The sequence below is a fragment of the Streptomyces sp. NPDC054866 genome, from assembly GCF_053610745.1.
On the sequence record NZ_JBSGZA010000003.1, the window covers coordinates 126,451 to 140,167 of the forward strand.

A 13,717-nucleotide genomic window follows, 5' to 3' on the forward strand; every position below is an offset into this window, starting at 1 on the left:
AAAACAGGCCCTCCGCAGGACCCCGGCGCGGTACCTCGCGCGAGATCGAACTGGAGGGCCTGCTTGCCGTTCACGGGGGCGTGGCTGCGCTCCGGAGCGACAACTGGCGGCGCCTGATCAGCGGTTGATGGACTGGATCTCCTCGACGGTGATCGGCTGGTCGTTCCCGTACTCGCCGTCGGGGAGCTCGCCGCCCGGACTGTTCGTGCCTGTCCAGGTGATCTCCCAGGTGGCGGTGGCCTGGAGGTTGAAGGTGCCGTTGCCCGACGAGCGCTGGTAGGTGACGCCACAAGGGGGCGTCTGTTTCGACTTGCCCTTGGCGTAAGGCTCACCGATTGAATCGTCGTCGTTCATCTCGCACTTGCCGGACGCGGGGATACGCACGGCGTCATCGGTTCCCGGCTTGATGCTGAGCGCGACAGGCTTGGCAGTCGTCGTCGCCTCGATGTGCAGGCCGGGAGCGTCGAGCGAGGCGGTCACGGACACGGGCTGGAACTCACCCTTGTCCAGCCAGGCCCAGGTGGGGAGATTGACCTTGGAGGGGCCGTCGGGGGCGAGGGAGACCTTCGTGCCGGGGACCTTGATCTGCTCGTACGCGAGACCTGCGAGGGTCTCCGGGTCGATGGCCTGTGGGACGTCGGGAGTCTCACCGTTCTCGACCCAGAACGGCTCCTTGTCGCAAGCGAACTGGTCGGCCATGGAGGCGTTGGGATTCTGCTGGGCCCCCCACCACATGCCGTCCTTCTCCTTGTCGATGTTGTAGCCGTCCTTGGCGTACGCCTGGTTCTGGTCGGACATGTCACCGAGAACGTCACGCGGCGCGTCGGGGTCGTGCCGGGCGCCGAAGTAGAGGCGCTCGCGGTACTCCTGGAACTCGGTGGCCTTCCACTCCGGCGCGTACCAGCAGGCGGGCGGCGTCCAGTCCGTATCGACGGAGGCTATGGGGCCGCCGTCTTTGCTGTTGCCGGAGGAGGTGTAGGAGATCTTGGCTACGGCGGCGACGGTGTCACCGTCCTTCTTGCCCGACACGTTCCCATCGCCGAACTCCGTTCCTGCGACTGCCGGCCCTCCGCCAGCAAGTACCAGCGATATGCCGGCAGTCAGTAGAACGAGTGGCTTCCGCACTGTCATCGCCTGCACTCCTCAGCCCCGTCCCGCACCTGAGCCTGCTTGGCCCTCCACAGGCCCTTGTTGCTGTCGGAGGCGGTCATGAGGATCTCCCAGGAGGCGAAATCCGTGACGCTCGGCTTGGTGCGGTGCACTTTCTCCGTCTTGACTTCCTTGCTGAAGTACTTGGTGGCGTCGCTGCAGAAGGAGACGACAGCCGACTTCTTGTTCTTCACCACTTCAACCTTCGTGCCGCTGAAGCGTTGTTCGCCCGTGACCGTGTATCCAGCGTCAACGTTCTTCTTGATCTGGTCCTTCGCATACTTGAAGGCAGGCCCTTGGTATTCCGAGTAGAACTTGTACGCCGCGTCTTCCGCGTCCTGCTTCACGATTCCGTGCCTGATGGACAGCACGAAATTCTCGGCATCGGTCGCTGCCGCTGCTTGGGCAGGGTCCGAGAGGTTGGCCTCGTCGAAGACGATGTCGACGTCGGACGGGAGCTTCATCTTGGGCCGGTCGATCCTGGGCGCGTCACTCTTCTTGCCGGCGGGTGACGCACTCTTCTTCCCGCCCTCATCCGCCCCCGCGATCTTGTCCTTGCCCGAGTCCTTGTCGCCCCCACCCCCGCATCCACTCAGCAGCAGGGCAGCGGCAGCCGCCATCGAGACGGCGGCGACGGGCAGGGTGCGACTGCGGTTCACGTAGGACTCCCGGTGGGGCGACAGTTCTCCAAGCCATCTGAAGGTACTGAAGTGGTCAATGCCTTCGCCAGGGTTCACTTAGCCGAGTAGTGAATGTCTCGTGAGGTGAATGACCGCCCAAAGCCCCCAGTTCGGTCGCAGCGGGGACGAATGGCCCGACCGTCACGAATACCGGAATGGAAAGCTCCGTAGATGAAGTATGTGAAGGTCGCCTGGGACGCGGAACACCACGGCTTCCGGGTCGACGCACAGGAATACGTGGCAGCACTGCCGACGCTCAGAGGGGCACTGCCCGCCGGGGCGTGGGCCTTTGCGTCCGACGCCGAGCACTACGCCTTCGCGAGCGACCGCTGCGTAAAGGACTTGGAGCTCACGGGCATCTCCCTGCCCACAAGTACAGCAAGTGACCCGAGTACGGCATCACTCGTATTCAGCCCAAACAAGTGGAAACACGCCACAGGCCTACGTATCGAGTACGCGGGCGTCACGCGCTTCTCCATCGACTATGCGAGGTCGATCGACTGGATGGAGTCGATCACCGTGCTGCTGGACGAGGTCCTGCCGTACGAGGGTGGGGGCGAGGGAGGCGTTGAGGCGGGTGGCGGCGTCGGCATCACTCATGAGATAGAGCTGACGGACGCGACGATCACGGTGCACTGCGCGGACCTGGCGGCGACATGGGAAGAAGCCCCAGGTTAAGCCGCCTGGGCTCCCTCATGAGGGAGAGAGGCTCGGCGGCGGCGGTGGTGGCCTCGATGCAGGAAAGTCCCACTGGCGTACCGCAAAGAAGGGCCACCGGTGGGACTTTTCTGCAGCGGGCGGTGTCACCGCGTGGAAGGCGAGGCGCTGGGGCACGTCCGAGTACAGGGCTGAAGTACCGCCTCGTACGCTGGCATGCCAGAGTCAACAAAAGGGGACGGGGACAACAGCATGGCCCGCTACACCGAAGCGCAGACCATCGCCCGCGGCGGATTCAGCATCAAGGTGCCGGAGACCTGGTGGGAGTTCGACGTCCGCCCGGAGTCACGCGACGCCAGCATCCGCCAGATGATCAACGACCGCATACGCGAACGCCCCGAGCTGGAGCCGCACCGCAACACCTTCGAGGGCTTCCTGCGCAAGGCGTCCAAGGAGGCCTGGCAGTCCGGCGCCCTCTACTGCGGCTGCATGGCGGAGAGCTTCGGCGGCGACGTGCCGATCACCGGCTCGGTCACGGTCTCCCTGGTCGGCGCCCGCACGTCGAGCGGCGACGTGATGCCGACCGACCCCGCAGCGATCGTGGCCCAGCTCGGTGTACGGGAGGCCAAGCGCGAGGGCGACACGTACCGCAAGGTGAAGACGGTCGAGATCCCGGGAGTCGGGATGGCGGCCCGCACGTACGGCATCGAGGACGTCTCGGTCCCCGGCGACGACCGCACGATGCGCGTCGTGCTGATGCAGACGTTCATTCCGGTCCCGGGCCAGGAGGGCAAGGTCGCGCTGGTGGCGGGCAGCAGCCAGGTCCTGGACCTCGCGGAGTCCTTCTTCGACATCTTCGACGCGGTGACGTCCACCTTCCGCTTCGCGGAATAGGCGGGCCAAGCACTAACACCCTGCGGCCCTGCCGCCTTCCCCTGCTCGGCACGCAGCCAGTAACTTCGCATGTGCGTACGGGTGTTGGTGGGGCGGAAGCGACGGGGGTTGTGGGATGGCGGGGAATCGTCCGGCGGATTGGCATGTCCTGGACTTGGACAAGGACCCGACGCCGGGAGATCCGGACCGGGTGCGGAACCTGGCGAAGAACTTGCACGATTTCGCCGACGACGTGTCGAAGGTGCTCCGTGACATCAAGGGGATGGCGGGCGAGGACGCGATCCTCACCTGGGCGGGCAAGACGGCGGAGTCCTTCACGTCGGAGTTCGAGGACGCGCCGGGCAAGCTGAAGAAGCTCAAGAAGAGCTACGAGATGGCGGGCGACGCCCTGTCGACGTACTGGCCGGAGCTGGAGCGCGCCCAGGCCCTGGCGGACAAGGCCCTGGTCAAGGGCCGTGAGGCGCACGGGGACTTGTCCTCCGCCCAGACACGGTTGTCATCGGCCGACTCGTGGGTGGACAAGGCGGGCAAGGAAGCCGACAAGTACAAGGACGACGACGGCGGTTCCAAAGCCGGCAAGGACGTCCCGAAACCCGACCCGGACAAGGTCAAGGCCGCCACCCGCAACGCCACCGCCGCCGAGAAGGCCCAGACGACCGCCAAGTCCGACGTCTCCGCCGCCAAGAGCAACCTCGACGCGGCGAAGAAGATGGCCGAGGACGCGCGCAAGATGCGCGAGGGAGCCGCGGGCACGGCGAAGAAGAAGCTCGAAGAGGCCTCGGACGCGGGCATTCAGAACCGCAAGTGGTGGGAGGAGGTCGGGGACTGGGTCACCGACAACTGGGACACCATCGTCGCGGTCTGCAAGGTCGTCGTCGCCGTACTCGGCGTCATCGCCATGATCATCGGCGGCCCGATCCTGGGCGCCATCGTCCTCATCGCCGCCCTCGTCGTCCTCGCCGACACCCTCCATAAATACGCCAACGGAGAAGCAGGCCTACTCGACGTCGCCTTCGCCGCCCTGGACTGCATACCCGGCATGAAGGGCCTCACCAGCCTCCGCGGCCTCGCCAAAGGGCTCAAAGGTGGTCTCGCCGCAGTGAGGGGTGGGATGAAAGGAATGGGGGCGGCAGTGCGCGGCCTGGGTGGTCGGGCCCGCGGGATGCTGGACGACGCGGCGGGCGGGGCGAAGAACCTCTTCGAGAACTCCAAGGACGCCTTCGGACGACTCAAGGACAAGGTCCGCAAGGGCGGCACCGACCCGGTGGACCTGGCCACCGGGAAGATGTTCCTGCCGAAGACGGACATCTTGCTGCCGGGGCTCCTCCCTCTCGGCTTCAACCGCCGGGCGGAGTCGGGATATCGCGCGGGGTGGTGGTTCGGCCCGTCCTGGTCCTCCACACTCGATCAGCATCTGGAAGTCGATGAGCAGGGCGTCATCTTCGTAGCAGAGGATGGGCAGCTCCTTTCATACCCCCACCCTGCAGCGACGGGAGAGCCTGTAACGCCGGAGGCCGGTGCGCCGTGGCCGCTGCGCGGTCTTGAGGGCGGCGGTTATGAGGTCCTCAATCCGCTCACCGGGCTGATTCGCCGATTCGCGCCGCCGGTCGGTGGGACAGCGGTCATATCCCGGTTCTACGACCGCAACGGGCACGCCGTCGATTTCGAGTACGACGAGCACGGCACTCCGCTGGCCATCCAGCACTCGGCGGGGTATCGGTTGAAGCTGACTGTCGAGGACAGTCGGGTCACCGCACTCGCGCTGGCGGACGCGGGTGAGGATGGTTCGGACCGGACGATCCGGCGGTACGGATATACGGACGGAAATCTGACGGAGGTGTACAACTCCTCAGACCGACCCCTGCGTTACGAGTATGACGGCCGCGCGCGCATCACCGCTTGGACCGACCGCAATGACAGCCGCTACAGCTACGCATACGACGCGGCAGACAGGTGCGTCGCGGAGGGAGGCGCCGGCGGTCACTTCGAGTTGGAGATCGACTACGACGGTCAGCACCCGGACTACCCGGACATGCGTGTCACCACCGTGACCACGGCGGACGGCCGCTCCAGCAGGCATGTGGTGAACTCAGCCTGCCAAGTTGTCGCCGAAATAGATCCGCTGGGGAACACCACCAGGTTTGAGTTCGACGAGCGACACCACCTGCTGCGCCGGGTAGACGCGTTGGGGCGTACGACGTGCTTCCTCAATGACGAAGCGGGCAGGCCTATTCGCATTACCCGGCCGGACGGCAGGACGGTCGAGGCGGAATACAACGAACTCGGCCTGCTCACGGTGCTGCGCCTTGCGGACGGCTCCGAGATTCAGCAGGGATTCGACGCCCGCGGAAACCGGACGTATGTCATCGACCCGTCGGGCGCGACCACCACGTTCTCGTACGACGACGGTGGCCGGTTGACGACGATCACGGAACCGCAGGGCAATAGCATCGCATTCGTATGCGACGCGGCAGGTTTGCCGGTCAGCGTGCGGGACGCTTTGGGGCAGACGGTGCGGTCCCGGCGCGACGCCTTCGGGCGGCTCACGCGACTCACGGACGCCGAGGGCGCCACCACCAGGATGTGGTGGACCGTCGACGGACGCCCCTCCCGCAAAGTCGGGCCATCTGGGGAGGAAGAGTCCTGGGCGTACGACGATGAAGGCAACTGCCTCCTCCACACCAATGCGGTGGGACACCAGACCCGCTACGAATACACGCATTTCGACCTGCTCACCGCCCGGACGGGGCCGGACGGCGCGCGCCATGAGTTCGAGCACGACGCGGCGCTGCGGCTCACCAAGGTCGTCGGAGCGCAAGGCCTCGCATGGACCTATGAATACGACGAGGCTGGGCGATTGGCCGCGGAGACGGATTTCGACGGCCGCCGCGTGGGATACGAACATGACGCTGCCGGACTTCTCGTGGGGCGCGTCAACGCGTCAGGCCAACGGGTTGCGTACGAGCGCGACGTGCTGGGGAGGATCGCGGCGAAGGACGCCGCGGGTCAGCGCACCACCTACGAGCACGATGCGGTAGGCCGGTTGCTGAGAGCCGAGAGCCCCGAGGTCACCTTGGAGTTCACGCGGGACGCCATGGGCAGGACGCTGACGGAATCCGTCGGCCGCGGGGTGATGTCATTCGCGTACGACCAGGTCGGGCGCCGCATTCACCGGGTCACGCCTGTCGGAGCCGAGACCAGCTACGGCTACGACTCAGCCGGGCGCCGCACATCCATGACGACTGCCGGCCGTACGTTCGACTTCACCCACGACGCCGCCGGGCGAGAGACACTCCGTGTCCTGGACGGCGGGGCGCTGTCTCTCGCGCAGTGCTGGGACGATTCCGGGCGGCTCGTCGAACAGTCACTTTCCGATGGGGACAACGCCGTTGTCCAGCAGCGGACTTACAGCTACCGGGCCGACGGTTACGTGACAGGTGTCGACGACCGGGCCGGCGGCCATCGGCGGTTCGATGTGGACGCGGCGGGGCGCGTCACCGCGGTCACGGCCCAGGGATGGACGGAGGGCTACGCCTACGACGCGGCCGGCAACCAAACGCACGCCGCGTGGCCCGAGGGGCATGCGAGAGGCGACGCGCAAGGGGCCCGCGAATACGCCGGAGCGACACTGGTACGGGCGGGACGAGTCCGCTATGAGTACGACCGCGACGGGCGGATCATCCTCAAGCGCAGAGTGCGGCTGTCGAGGAAACCGGACATCTGGCGGTACGCGTGGGACGCGGAGGACCGGCTCACCGAGGTCACGACACCGGACGGCACTCTATGGCGCTACCGCTACGATCCGTTCGGGCGGCGCATCGCGAAACAGCGGCTCGCTCCGGACCGCGCGACCGTCGTGGAGGAGACCAGCTTCACGTGGGACGGCGATACGCTCGCCGAACAGTGCACTGAGGCACCGGAGCTGCCGTCCCCGGTAGTCCTCACCTGGGACCACCGGGGGCTTCACCCGGTCGCCCAGACGGAGCGACGTGTCGACGCCCTCACGGATGAAGAGATCGACAGCCGATTCTTCGCCATCGTCACCGATCTCGTCGGCACACCTGTCGAAATGGTCGACGAAGAAGGGGCGGTTGCCTGGCAGACGAGATCGACCCTCTGGGGATGCACGACCTGGAATGCCGATGCCACGGCGTACACCCCGCTGAGATTTCCCGGTCAGTACCACGACCCGGAATCGGGCCTTCACTACAACCGGCACCGCCACTACGACCCGGACACCGGCCACTACGTCAGCCCGGACCCTCTCGGGCTGACGCCCGCGCCGAATCACCGGTCCTATGTCCACAATCCTCATACCTGGTCCGACCCGCTCGGCCTTGAGGGCGACTGCGGAACGGACATTGCCCTGGGACTCGAGAGCACCGACGACAATCCGATGGCGCTCGCGGAATTCGGCATGGAGCGCAATGCGCTCACATACCACGAGTGGCCCGACGGGACTTCCTGGCACAGGCAGCTCCAGGGCTATCTTGGAACTGGCTCGAATGCGCGGATTCACTTCAACCTTGACGGAATCACCGACCCGGTGGCCTCGGCGCGAGCCGGAGAGAATGTCAATCCCGCCAACGACTTCGACGGGCTGACCAACTGGGAGCTGTCCCAGGCCCGCGACGCGCCCCACGCGTGGGACCGCATCACTTGGTATCGAGACGGAGACACAGTTGCCAACCCCTTCGCCTGACAGCGCCGAGACCGGCGCACTCTTCCGCTCCAGCCGTACCTTCCGAATGTGGCGTTATGGGGTGGGCCACTCCCAACTCCTGCTCCGGGCGGCCCCGGACACCGACGAGGTCACGTGCCTGGACCTGCACTTCGAGGGTGTCGCAGCTGTGCAGCTCGGCACCCGGTATGCCGCGCCGGAGCTGCGTCCGGCGACCGAGGGCGAACGCCAAGCTCTTCTGAAACTCGCACAAGTGGATGCGGCACCTCACGTGGCCCTGGCCCTGGAGACCACGGCGGGCATCGGCCTTGTGCTCTGCAGGAGGGTCAGCGCTCTGCGGGGCGGCACGGATCGCTTCGGCGGGATCGAGGAGAGTGAGGTGCTGTGGACACACCGCGCCCAGCCGGGCGGTCGCGGCAACGACGGGAAGTGAAATGCCGCCCCCTCGTCCTCGCTGGCGCCGCCGGGGGGAATCGTGGGTCCGTGCGCTGGGGGGGGGGCAGCGTGCCCGCTGCTGTCGTCGAGGGTACGGATGTCGGCTTTGGGGCGATTCAGTGAGCTCGGCCCGGCGTTACTGCCGGGCCGAGCTCACTGAGGATCAGCGTCAGCGGCGGTTCATCGCCTTCTTCACCTTCTTGCCACCCGCCGACTCATCCAGCGTCTTCCACAGCTTCGACGAGCTTGTGGACGCGTACACGCCCGGAGCGCCCTGCGCCCCGCAGCCGTCGCCGTACGAGACGACGCCGATCTGGATCGGGGCCCTGCGGCCGGGGACGTTGCGGAAGATGGGGCCGCCGCTGTCGCCCTGGCAGGAGTCCTTCGTCTCAACCCCCGCGCAGAAGTTGACCTTTGAGTCGTACTCCTCGTAGCTCGTCTTGCACTCCGCGTGCGAGAGGATCGGGACCTTCACCTCGCGCAGGCGGTCCGGGGTGTTGGGGAGTTCCGTGTCCGTGTTGCCCCAGCCCGCGACCGTGGCCTTCTGGCCCGGGCGGATCAGGGCGTCCGTGCCCTGGGTGGGGAGGGCGATCGGGGAGATCCCGCGGACCGGCTTGCTGAGCTGGATGAACGCTACGTCGTACGCCTCCTGGCCCTTGAGGTAGCGAGGGTGTACCACCACGCCACCCTTCGCCACGTTGCGTATCTGGCCCTGGCCTGACTTGGAGAGGACCGTGCGGCCCACCGCCACCTGGAGCTTCTTCGGCTTCAGGGGCTTGCCCGCGTCGTCCACCAGGCAGTGTGCCGCCGTCATGATCGTGTCGGCCGTGACCAGGCTGCCGCCGCAGAACTGGCGGTCCAGCGGGCTGCCGGAGCCCTTGTCCATCACGGCCGCCATGAACGGGTAGGCGTCGTTGGAGACTTCGGTGCCGCCGATGATCGCGTGCGCGGCGGGGGCACTGGTGGCCAGCATGGCAATCGCCGCCGTGGCTACGCCGGTTGCCGCCATGGTCTTGCGTGAACGTGACGTCGTCCGTGCGGTACGTCGTCCGTGCGAGGAGAAGGAAAGTCTCATGGGGGTTGAATTTCTCTTCCGTGTCGAGCAGAGCAGTGATTTCTTGCTGCGGTGGGATGCCGCGCGGTGCGGTGAGATGCGGTGCGGTACGCCGCGCCGGACTGTGAGACGAGGGAGGGTGCGTGGGGGTTCATTGGAGGGCGGTGGGATGTCGAGAGGGGCCCCTGTGCCGAGACGGTTGGGGTCGGCGGCCCTTACCGGCGCGTGGATTGACGGCTGGATTTCCCGCGTGCGGGAGCATCTCGTCGTCTACCTCGAAGAGTTCGAGGCTCGCTTCGGGTATCCGCCCGACTCCAACTCGGCGGCCATTGCCGAGGAGGTCGAGGAGGTCGAGGAGGCCGAGCAAGCCGAAAAGTTCGGCGGTCCGGAACACGACGAAGTCGAGGCCGTCTCCCCTGAACTCGCGCTCCTCTATCGCCATATGGACCACCTCAGCCTGCCGGACGTGGGTGTCGGGATCTTCGTGCATTCCGTGCGGCAGACTGCGGTCGGGCTTCGCGGGGACTTGCCCACGCGGCTCGCGGGTGCTCTCGACGACTCCGTCGTCGTCTTCGGCTCCGATGGAGGCGGTGCGCTCTTCGCGCTCAGTCGTACGGATGGGGCGACCGTGTATCAGCTGCCGTCGGCGAGAGTTGAGGGCGACATCTACCACTGTGCGGAGAATGTGGAGATCCTCGCGGGTGGCCTGAAGGGCTTTCTCGTCTACGTCGAGGACGAGTTGAAGCGGAACTGACGGCCCGCTTCCCCGCCCCGGGCCCGGCCCCGGTGACACCCCCAGCCACAGATGGCCGAAGTCCGCCCAACCGGGAACCACCCCCGCCCCTCCCGGCGTCATCCGTGCGGCTGAACGATCAGCCGCTCATCGGTCACCGACAGGCTGGTGTTCCTCATCACCGCGCCCCGCGGCCCCCGTTGCGCAAAGGGCAATTATTCGCGTACGCACATTCTTGCCACCTCCTCCACATCCCGGAATGCGTGGGAACCATGGAGTACGGATTGCGCGTGGATAACGATGAGGAGTGCGGGGCGCAGCGGTCCTGACGCGCCTTGAGGGGCTTATGTGCTGCTGATACGGTGCGATGACTTGACACTGTGCCTGGGGCTGAATAGCCCGCCCGAGGCGGGCGAAGAGAGTCGCGAGTGTCTGAAAATGACCGAATCTTCTTGGGCGTGCGGGGAGCAGTTGCGTGAAGATCCAAGAGCGTACGGGGGCGGGCAACAGCCGTTCCGCCGCGCCGGTTCAGCCAGCGGTTGGTGAGCGCCTTCCCGCGCCGCCTCGCGAGCGCAAACCGGCACTCGCCGCCCTGGCCGTTCTTCTCATCCTCATCGGCGCCCTCGGCGCCACCGTCCTCGTGCTGCGCGCGGGGGACCGGATCGAGGTCGTCAAGGTGACGGCGGAGATCCCGGCGGGGGAGTCACCCGTCCGCGACGAGAACGTCACTTCGGTGATGGTCTCCGCCGACTCCGGGGTCAACTACGTCAAGTGGTCCCAGCTCGACCAGCTGTCGAAGCTCAAGGCCACCAACACCATCCCCAAGGGTGCCGTCGCCGTCGGTGAGATGTTCTCCAGCAAGAGCGGGCTGCCCGCGGGCAAGTCGGCCGTCGGCGTCTCCCTCAAGGAGGGGCAGTACCCCGCGGACGGCCTGAAGGCCGGCGACAGCGTGGACGTCTACCAGGTCGGCGACGACGCTTCCGGCGGAAGCTCAAGCGACAAGGGGACCGGCGGCTCCGCCGGGACGGGCGCGAGCGACTCGCCCATCGTCTCGGCCGCCCGCGTCAGCTCCGTCGCGGACAAGAGCGACGCCACCGTGAGCACCGGTGCCCTCGGCATCACGCTCCTGGTGGACAGCGCCGACGCCGCAGCCGTCACCAGGGCCGCGTCCGCCGGTGCGGTCTCTCTCGTCCAAGTGTCTCCCAACGGCAACTAGAGGCGAGTAGAAGAGACATGGCGCTCATTGCTCTCGCTGCCGACAAGGGGTCTCCCGGAGTCACCACCGCGGCCGTCGCGCTGGCGGCCGTGTGGCCGCGGCGCGTCCTTGTCGCGGAGACCGACCCCGCCGGTGGCGACCTGGTCTACCGCAGTGCCGCCGCGCACGGCGGACCGCTCAACCCCAACACCGGGATGCTCAGCATCGCGGCCACCGCACGTCGCGGCCTCGTTCCCGATCAACTCTGGGATCACACCCAGCCGTTGAGCGGTGGACTCGAGGTGCTCGTCGGGCTCGGTGTCGCCGAGCAGGCCGCCGGGCTCGCGGGGCTCTGGCCGACCCTCGGCCGTGCCTTCTCGCAGCTCGCCGACTCCCCGAACGCGCCCGCAGATGTCATTGCCGACTGTGGTCGTATCAGTGGGGACACTCCCGCCGTCGAGCTCTTCCCACAGGCTGCCCTCGTACTGCTCGTCTCGCGGACCGAGCCCGAGGCCATCGCGCGCGTACGCGACCGTGCCGCCGCCCTCGCGGCCAAGCTGCACGGCGGATCACGTGGGGCCGCCTCGCTGGCGACCCCGCTCATCGGCGTACTGCTGATCGCCGACCCCTCGACATCCGCCAAGCTCGTCCACCAGGTCAACGACATGCTGATGGCCGCGCAGACCGGAGCCCGCGTCGTCGGCACCCTCGCCGAAGACCCCGCGGGCGCCGAGCAGTTGGCGGGCCGCAAGCGCGGACGTCTCGACAAGTCGATGCTCATCCGCTCGGCCCGCAAGGTCACCGTCGACCTCTACCAGCAGTACGGCGCCGCCTGGGCCAACCCGAACGCGGGCGGCCCCCACGGCACCCATGGAACTCATGGCGCCGGCACCCACGGAGCAGGCATGCCCGGAGCCGGCCGATGAGCGTCCCCGTCGATCACTCGCTCGTCAAGCGGTTCCGGCAGGACGCCGGTGACCGCATCGCCGAGCAGCGCCGCCTCGACCAGGTCTCCGGCGTCACCCCCATGTCGGGCGAGGACGAGCGGCAGTACGCCCGCGCCGTCATCGCCCAGATCCTGGAGGAGTACGCCCGGATAGAGATCAACGCCGGGCGGACCCCGCTGGACGCCGAGACCGAGGAGAAGTACGCGGCCGCCGTGCACGCGGCGCTCTTCGGCGTAGGACGGCTCCAGCCGCTGCTCGACGACCCCGAGGTCGAGAACATAGACATCAACGGGTGCGACCAGGTCTTCGTCGGATACGCCAACGGACGCGAGACCAAGGCCGATCCGGTCGCCGAGACCGACGAGGAGCTCATCGAGCTCATCCAGATCCTCGGCGCGTACTCCGGTCTCTCCTCGCGCCCCTTCGACTCCGCCAACCCGCAGCTCGACCTCCGCCTCCCCGACGGCTCGCGTCTGTCGGCCGTCATGGACGTCACGCGGCGCCCGGCGCTCTCCATCCGACGTGCCCGCATGGGCAAGGTCTTCATGTCGGACCTGGTGGGCAACGGCACGCTGACCCCCGAGGTCGCGCACTTCATGGCGTGCGCGGTGCGGGCCCGCAAGAACATCATGATCGCGGGCGCGACGAACGCCGGTAAGACCACTCTGCTGAGGGCGCTCGCCAACGAGATCCCGCCGCACGAGCGCCTGGTGACCGTCGAGCGCGCCCTGGAACTCGGCCTCGACCAGTTCGCCGACCTGCACCCGAACGTCGTCGCCTTCGAGGAGCGCCTGCCCAACTCCGAGGGCCAGGGCATGATCTCGATGGCGGAGCTGGTGCGCCGGTCGCTCCGTATGAACCCCTCCCGCGTCATCGTCGGTGAGGTGCTCGGCGACGAGATCGTGACGATGCTGAACGCGATGTCGCAGGGCAACGACGGCTCGCTCTCCACGATCCACGCCAACAGTTCGAGTGAGGTCTTCAACCGCATCTCGACGTACGCACTCCAGGCCAGCGAGCGGCTGCCCATCGAGGCGAGCCAGATGCTCGTGGCCGGAGCCGTCAACTTCGTCGTCTTCATCCAGCGGCGCAACAACTACCAGACCGGCGGCAAGCTCCAGCGCATGGTGACCTCGGTCCGCGAGGTCAACGGCGTCGACGGCCGCGTCCTGTCCAGCGAGGTCTTCGCGGAGGCCGCGAACGGGCAGGTCGTCGCGCACGCGCCGATCGCCTGCATGGACGACCTGGCCGCGTTCGGCTACCGCCCCTCCGGGCAATGGGGGTGAGCACGA

11 protein-coding genes are annotated in these 13,717 nt (G+C 67.2%); 8 read left to right on the forward strand and 3 right to left on the reverse strand.

What is annotated here, in order from left to right:
- Nucleotides 1–117: 117 nt before the first annotated feature.
- Together ACWGI2_RS15960 and ACWGI2_RS15965 are read right to left on the reverse strand one after the other, a co-directional pair.
- Nucleotides 118–1,029, reverse strand: a complete 912-nt coding sequence (locus ACWGI2_RS15960) for a hypothetical protein (RefSeq protein ID WP_453695911.1) — start codon at nt 1,027–1,029, stop codon at nt 118–120.
- Nucleotides 1,030–1,127: 98 nt separating this feature from the next.
- Nucleotides 1,128–1,808 (reverse strand): hypothetical protein, encoded by a 681-nt coding sequence (locus ACWGI2_RS15965; RefSeq protein ID WP_453695912.1) that lies wholly within the window; start codon nt 1,806–1,808, stop codon nt 1,128–1,130.
- 192 nt (nt 1,809–2,000) lie between these two features.
- Between ACWGI2_RS15965 and ACWGI2_RS15970 the strand changes: the two genes are divergently transcribed.
- The 4 genes from ACWGI2_RS15970 (at nt 2,001) to ACWGI2_RS15985 (ending at nt 8,494) form a co-directional block, all read left to right on the forward strand.
- Nucleotides 2,001–2,507 carry a hypothetical protein gene (locus ACWGI2_RS15970; RefSeq protein ID WP_453695913.1) on the forward strand — a complete coding sequence of 169 codons (507 nt, stop codon included), beginning with the start codon at nt 2,001–2,003 and terminating at the stop codon, nt 2,505–2,507.
- A gap of 231 nt (nt 2,508–2,738) precedes the next feature.
- Nucleotides 2,739–3,380 (forward strand): hypothetical protein, encoded by a 642-nt coding sequence (locus ACWGI2_RS15975; RefSeq protein WP_453397534.1) that lies wholly within the window; start codon nt 2,739–2,741, stop codon nt 3,378–3,380.
- A 115-nt stretch (nt 3,381–3,495) separates the two neighbouring features.
- Nucleotides 3,496–8,082 (forward strand): RHS repeat-associated core domain-containing protein, encoded by a 4,587-nt coding sequence (locus tag ACWGI2_RS15980; RefSeq protein ID WP_453695915.1) that lies wholly within the window; start codon nt 3,496–3,498, stop codon nt 8,080–8,082.
- A 46-nt stretch (nt 8,083–8,128) separates the two neighbouring features.
- Nucleotides 8,129–8,494, forward strand: a complete 366-nt coding sequence (locus ACWGI2_RS15985) for a hypothetical protein (RefSeq protein ID WP_453695916.1) — start codon at nt 8,129–8,131, stop codon at nt 8,492–8,494.
- 171 nt (nt 8,495–8,665) lie between these two features.
- On the opposite strand, the gene ACWGI2_RS15990 is transcribed toward ACWGI2_RS15985, so the two are convergent.
- Entirely contained in the window at nt 8,666–9,469 is an 804-nt protein-coding gene (locus ACWGI2_RS15990) for a S1 family peptidase (protein ID WP_453695917.1), read from the reverse strand.
- Here ACWGI2_RS15990 and ACWGI2_RS15995 point away from each other — a divergent pair.
- The 4 genes from ACWGI2_RS15995 (at nt 9,468) to ACWGI2_RS16010 (ending at nt 13,711) form a co-directional block, all read left to right on the forward strand.
- Nucleotides 9,468–10,304: a hypothetical protein gene (locus ACWGI2_RS15995; protein ID WP_453695919.1), complete on the forward strand. Its 837-nt coding sequence runs from the start codon at nt 9,468–9,470 to the stop codon at nt 10,302–10,304. The two genes, ACWGI2_RS15990 and ACWGI2_RS15995, sit on opposite strands and share 2 nt — an antisense overlap.
- Nucleotides 10,305–10,758: 454 nt before the next feature.
- Nucleotides 10,759–11,499 (forward strand): RcpC/CpaB family pilus assembly protein, encoded by a 741-nt coding sequence (locus ACWGI2_RS16000; RefSeq protein ID WP_453397527.1) that lies wholly within the window; start codon nt 10,759–10,761, stop codon nt 11,497–11,499.
- Between the two features lie 17 nt (nt 11,500–11,516).
- Entirely contained in the window at nt 11,517–12,404 is an 888-nt protein-coding gene (locus tag ACWGI2_RS16005; protein ID WP_453397526.1) for a hypothetical protein, read from the forward strand.
- A complete protein-coding gene (locus ACWGI2_RS16010; protein WP_453397525.1) occupies nt 12,401–13,711 on the forward strand; it encodes a CpaF family protein in 1,311 nt (436 codons plus the stop codon). Before ACWGI2_RS16005 ends, ACWGI2_RS16010 begins: the two co-directional genes overlap by 4 nt.
- Nucleotides 13,712–13,717: the final 6 nt, after the last annotated feature.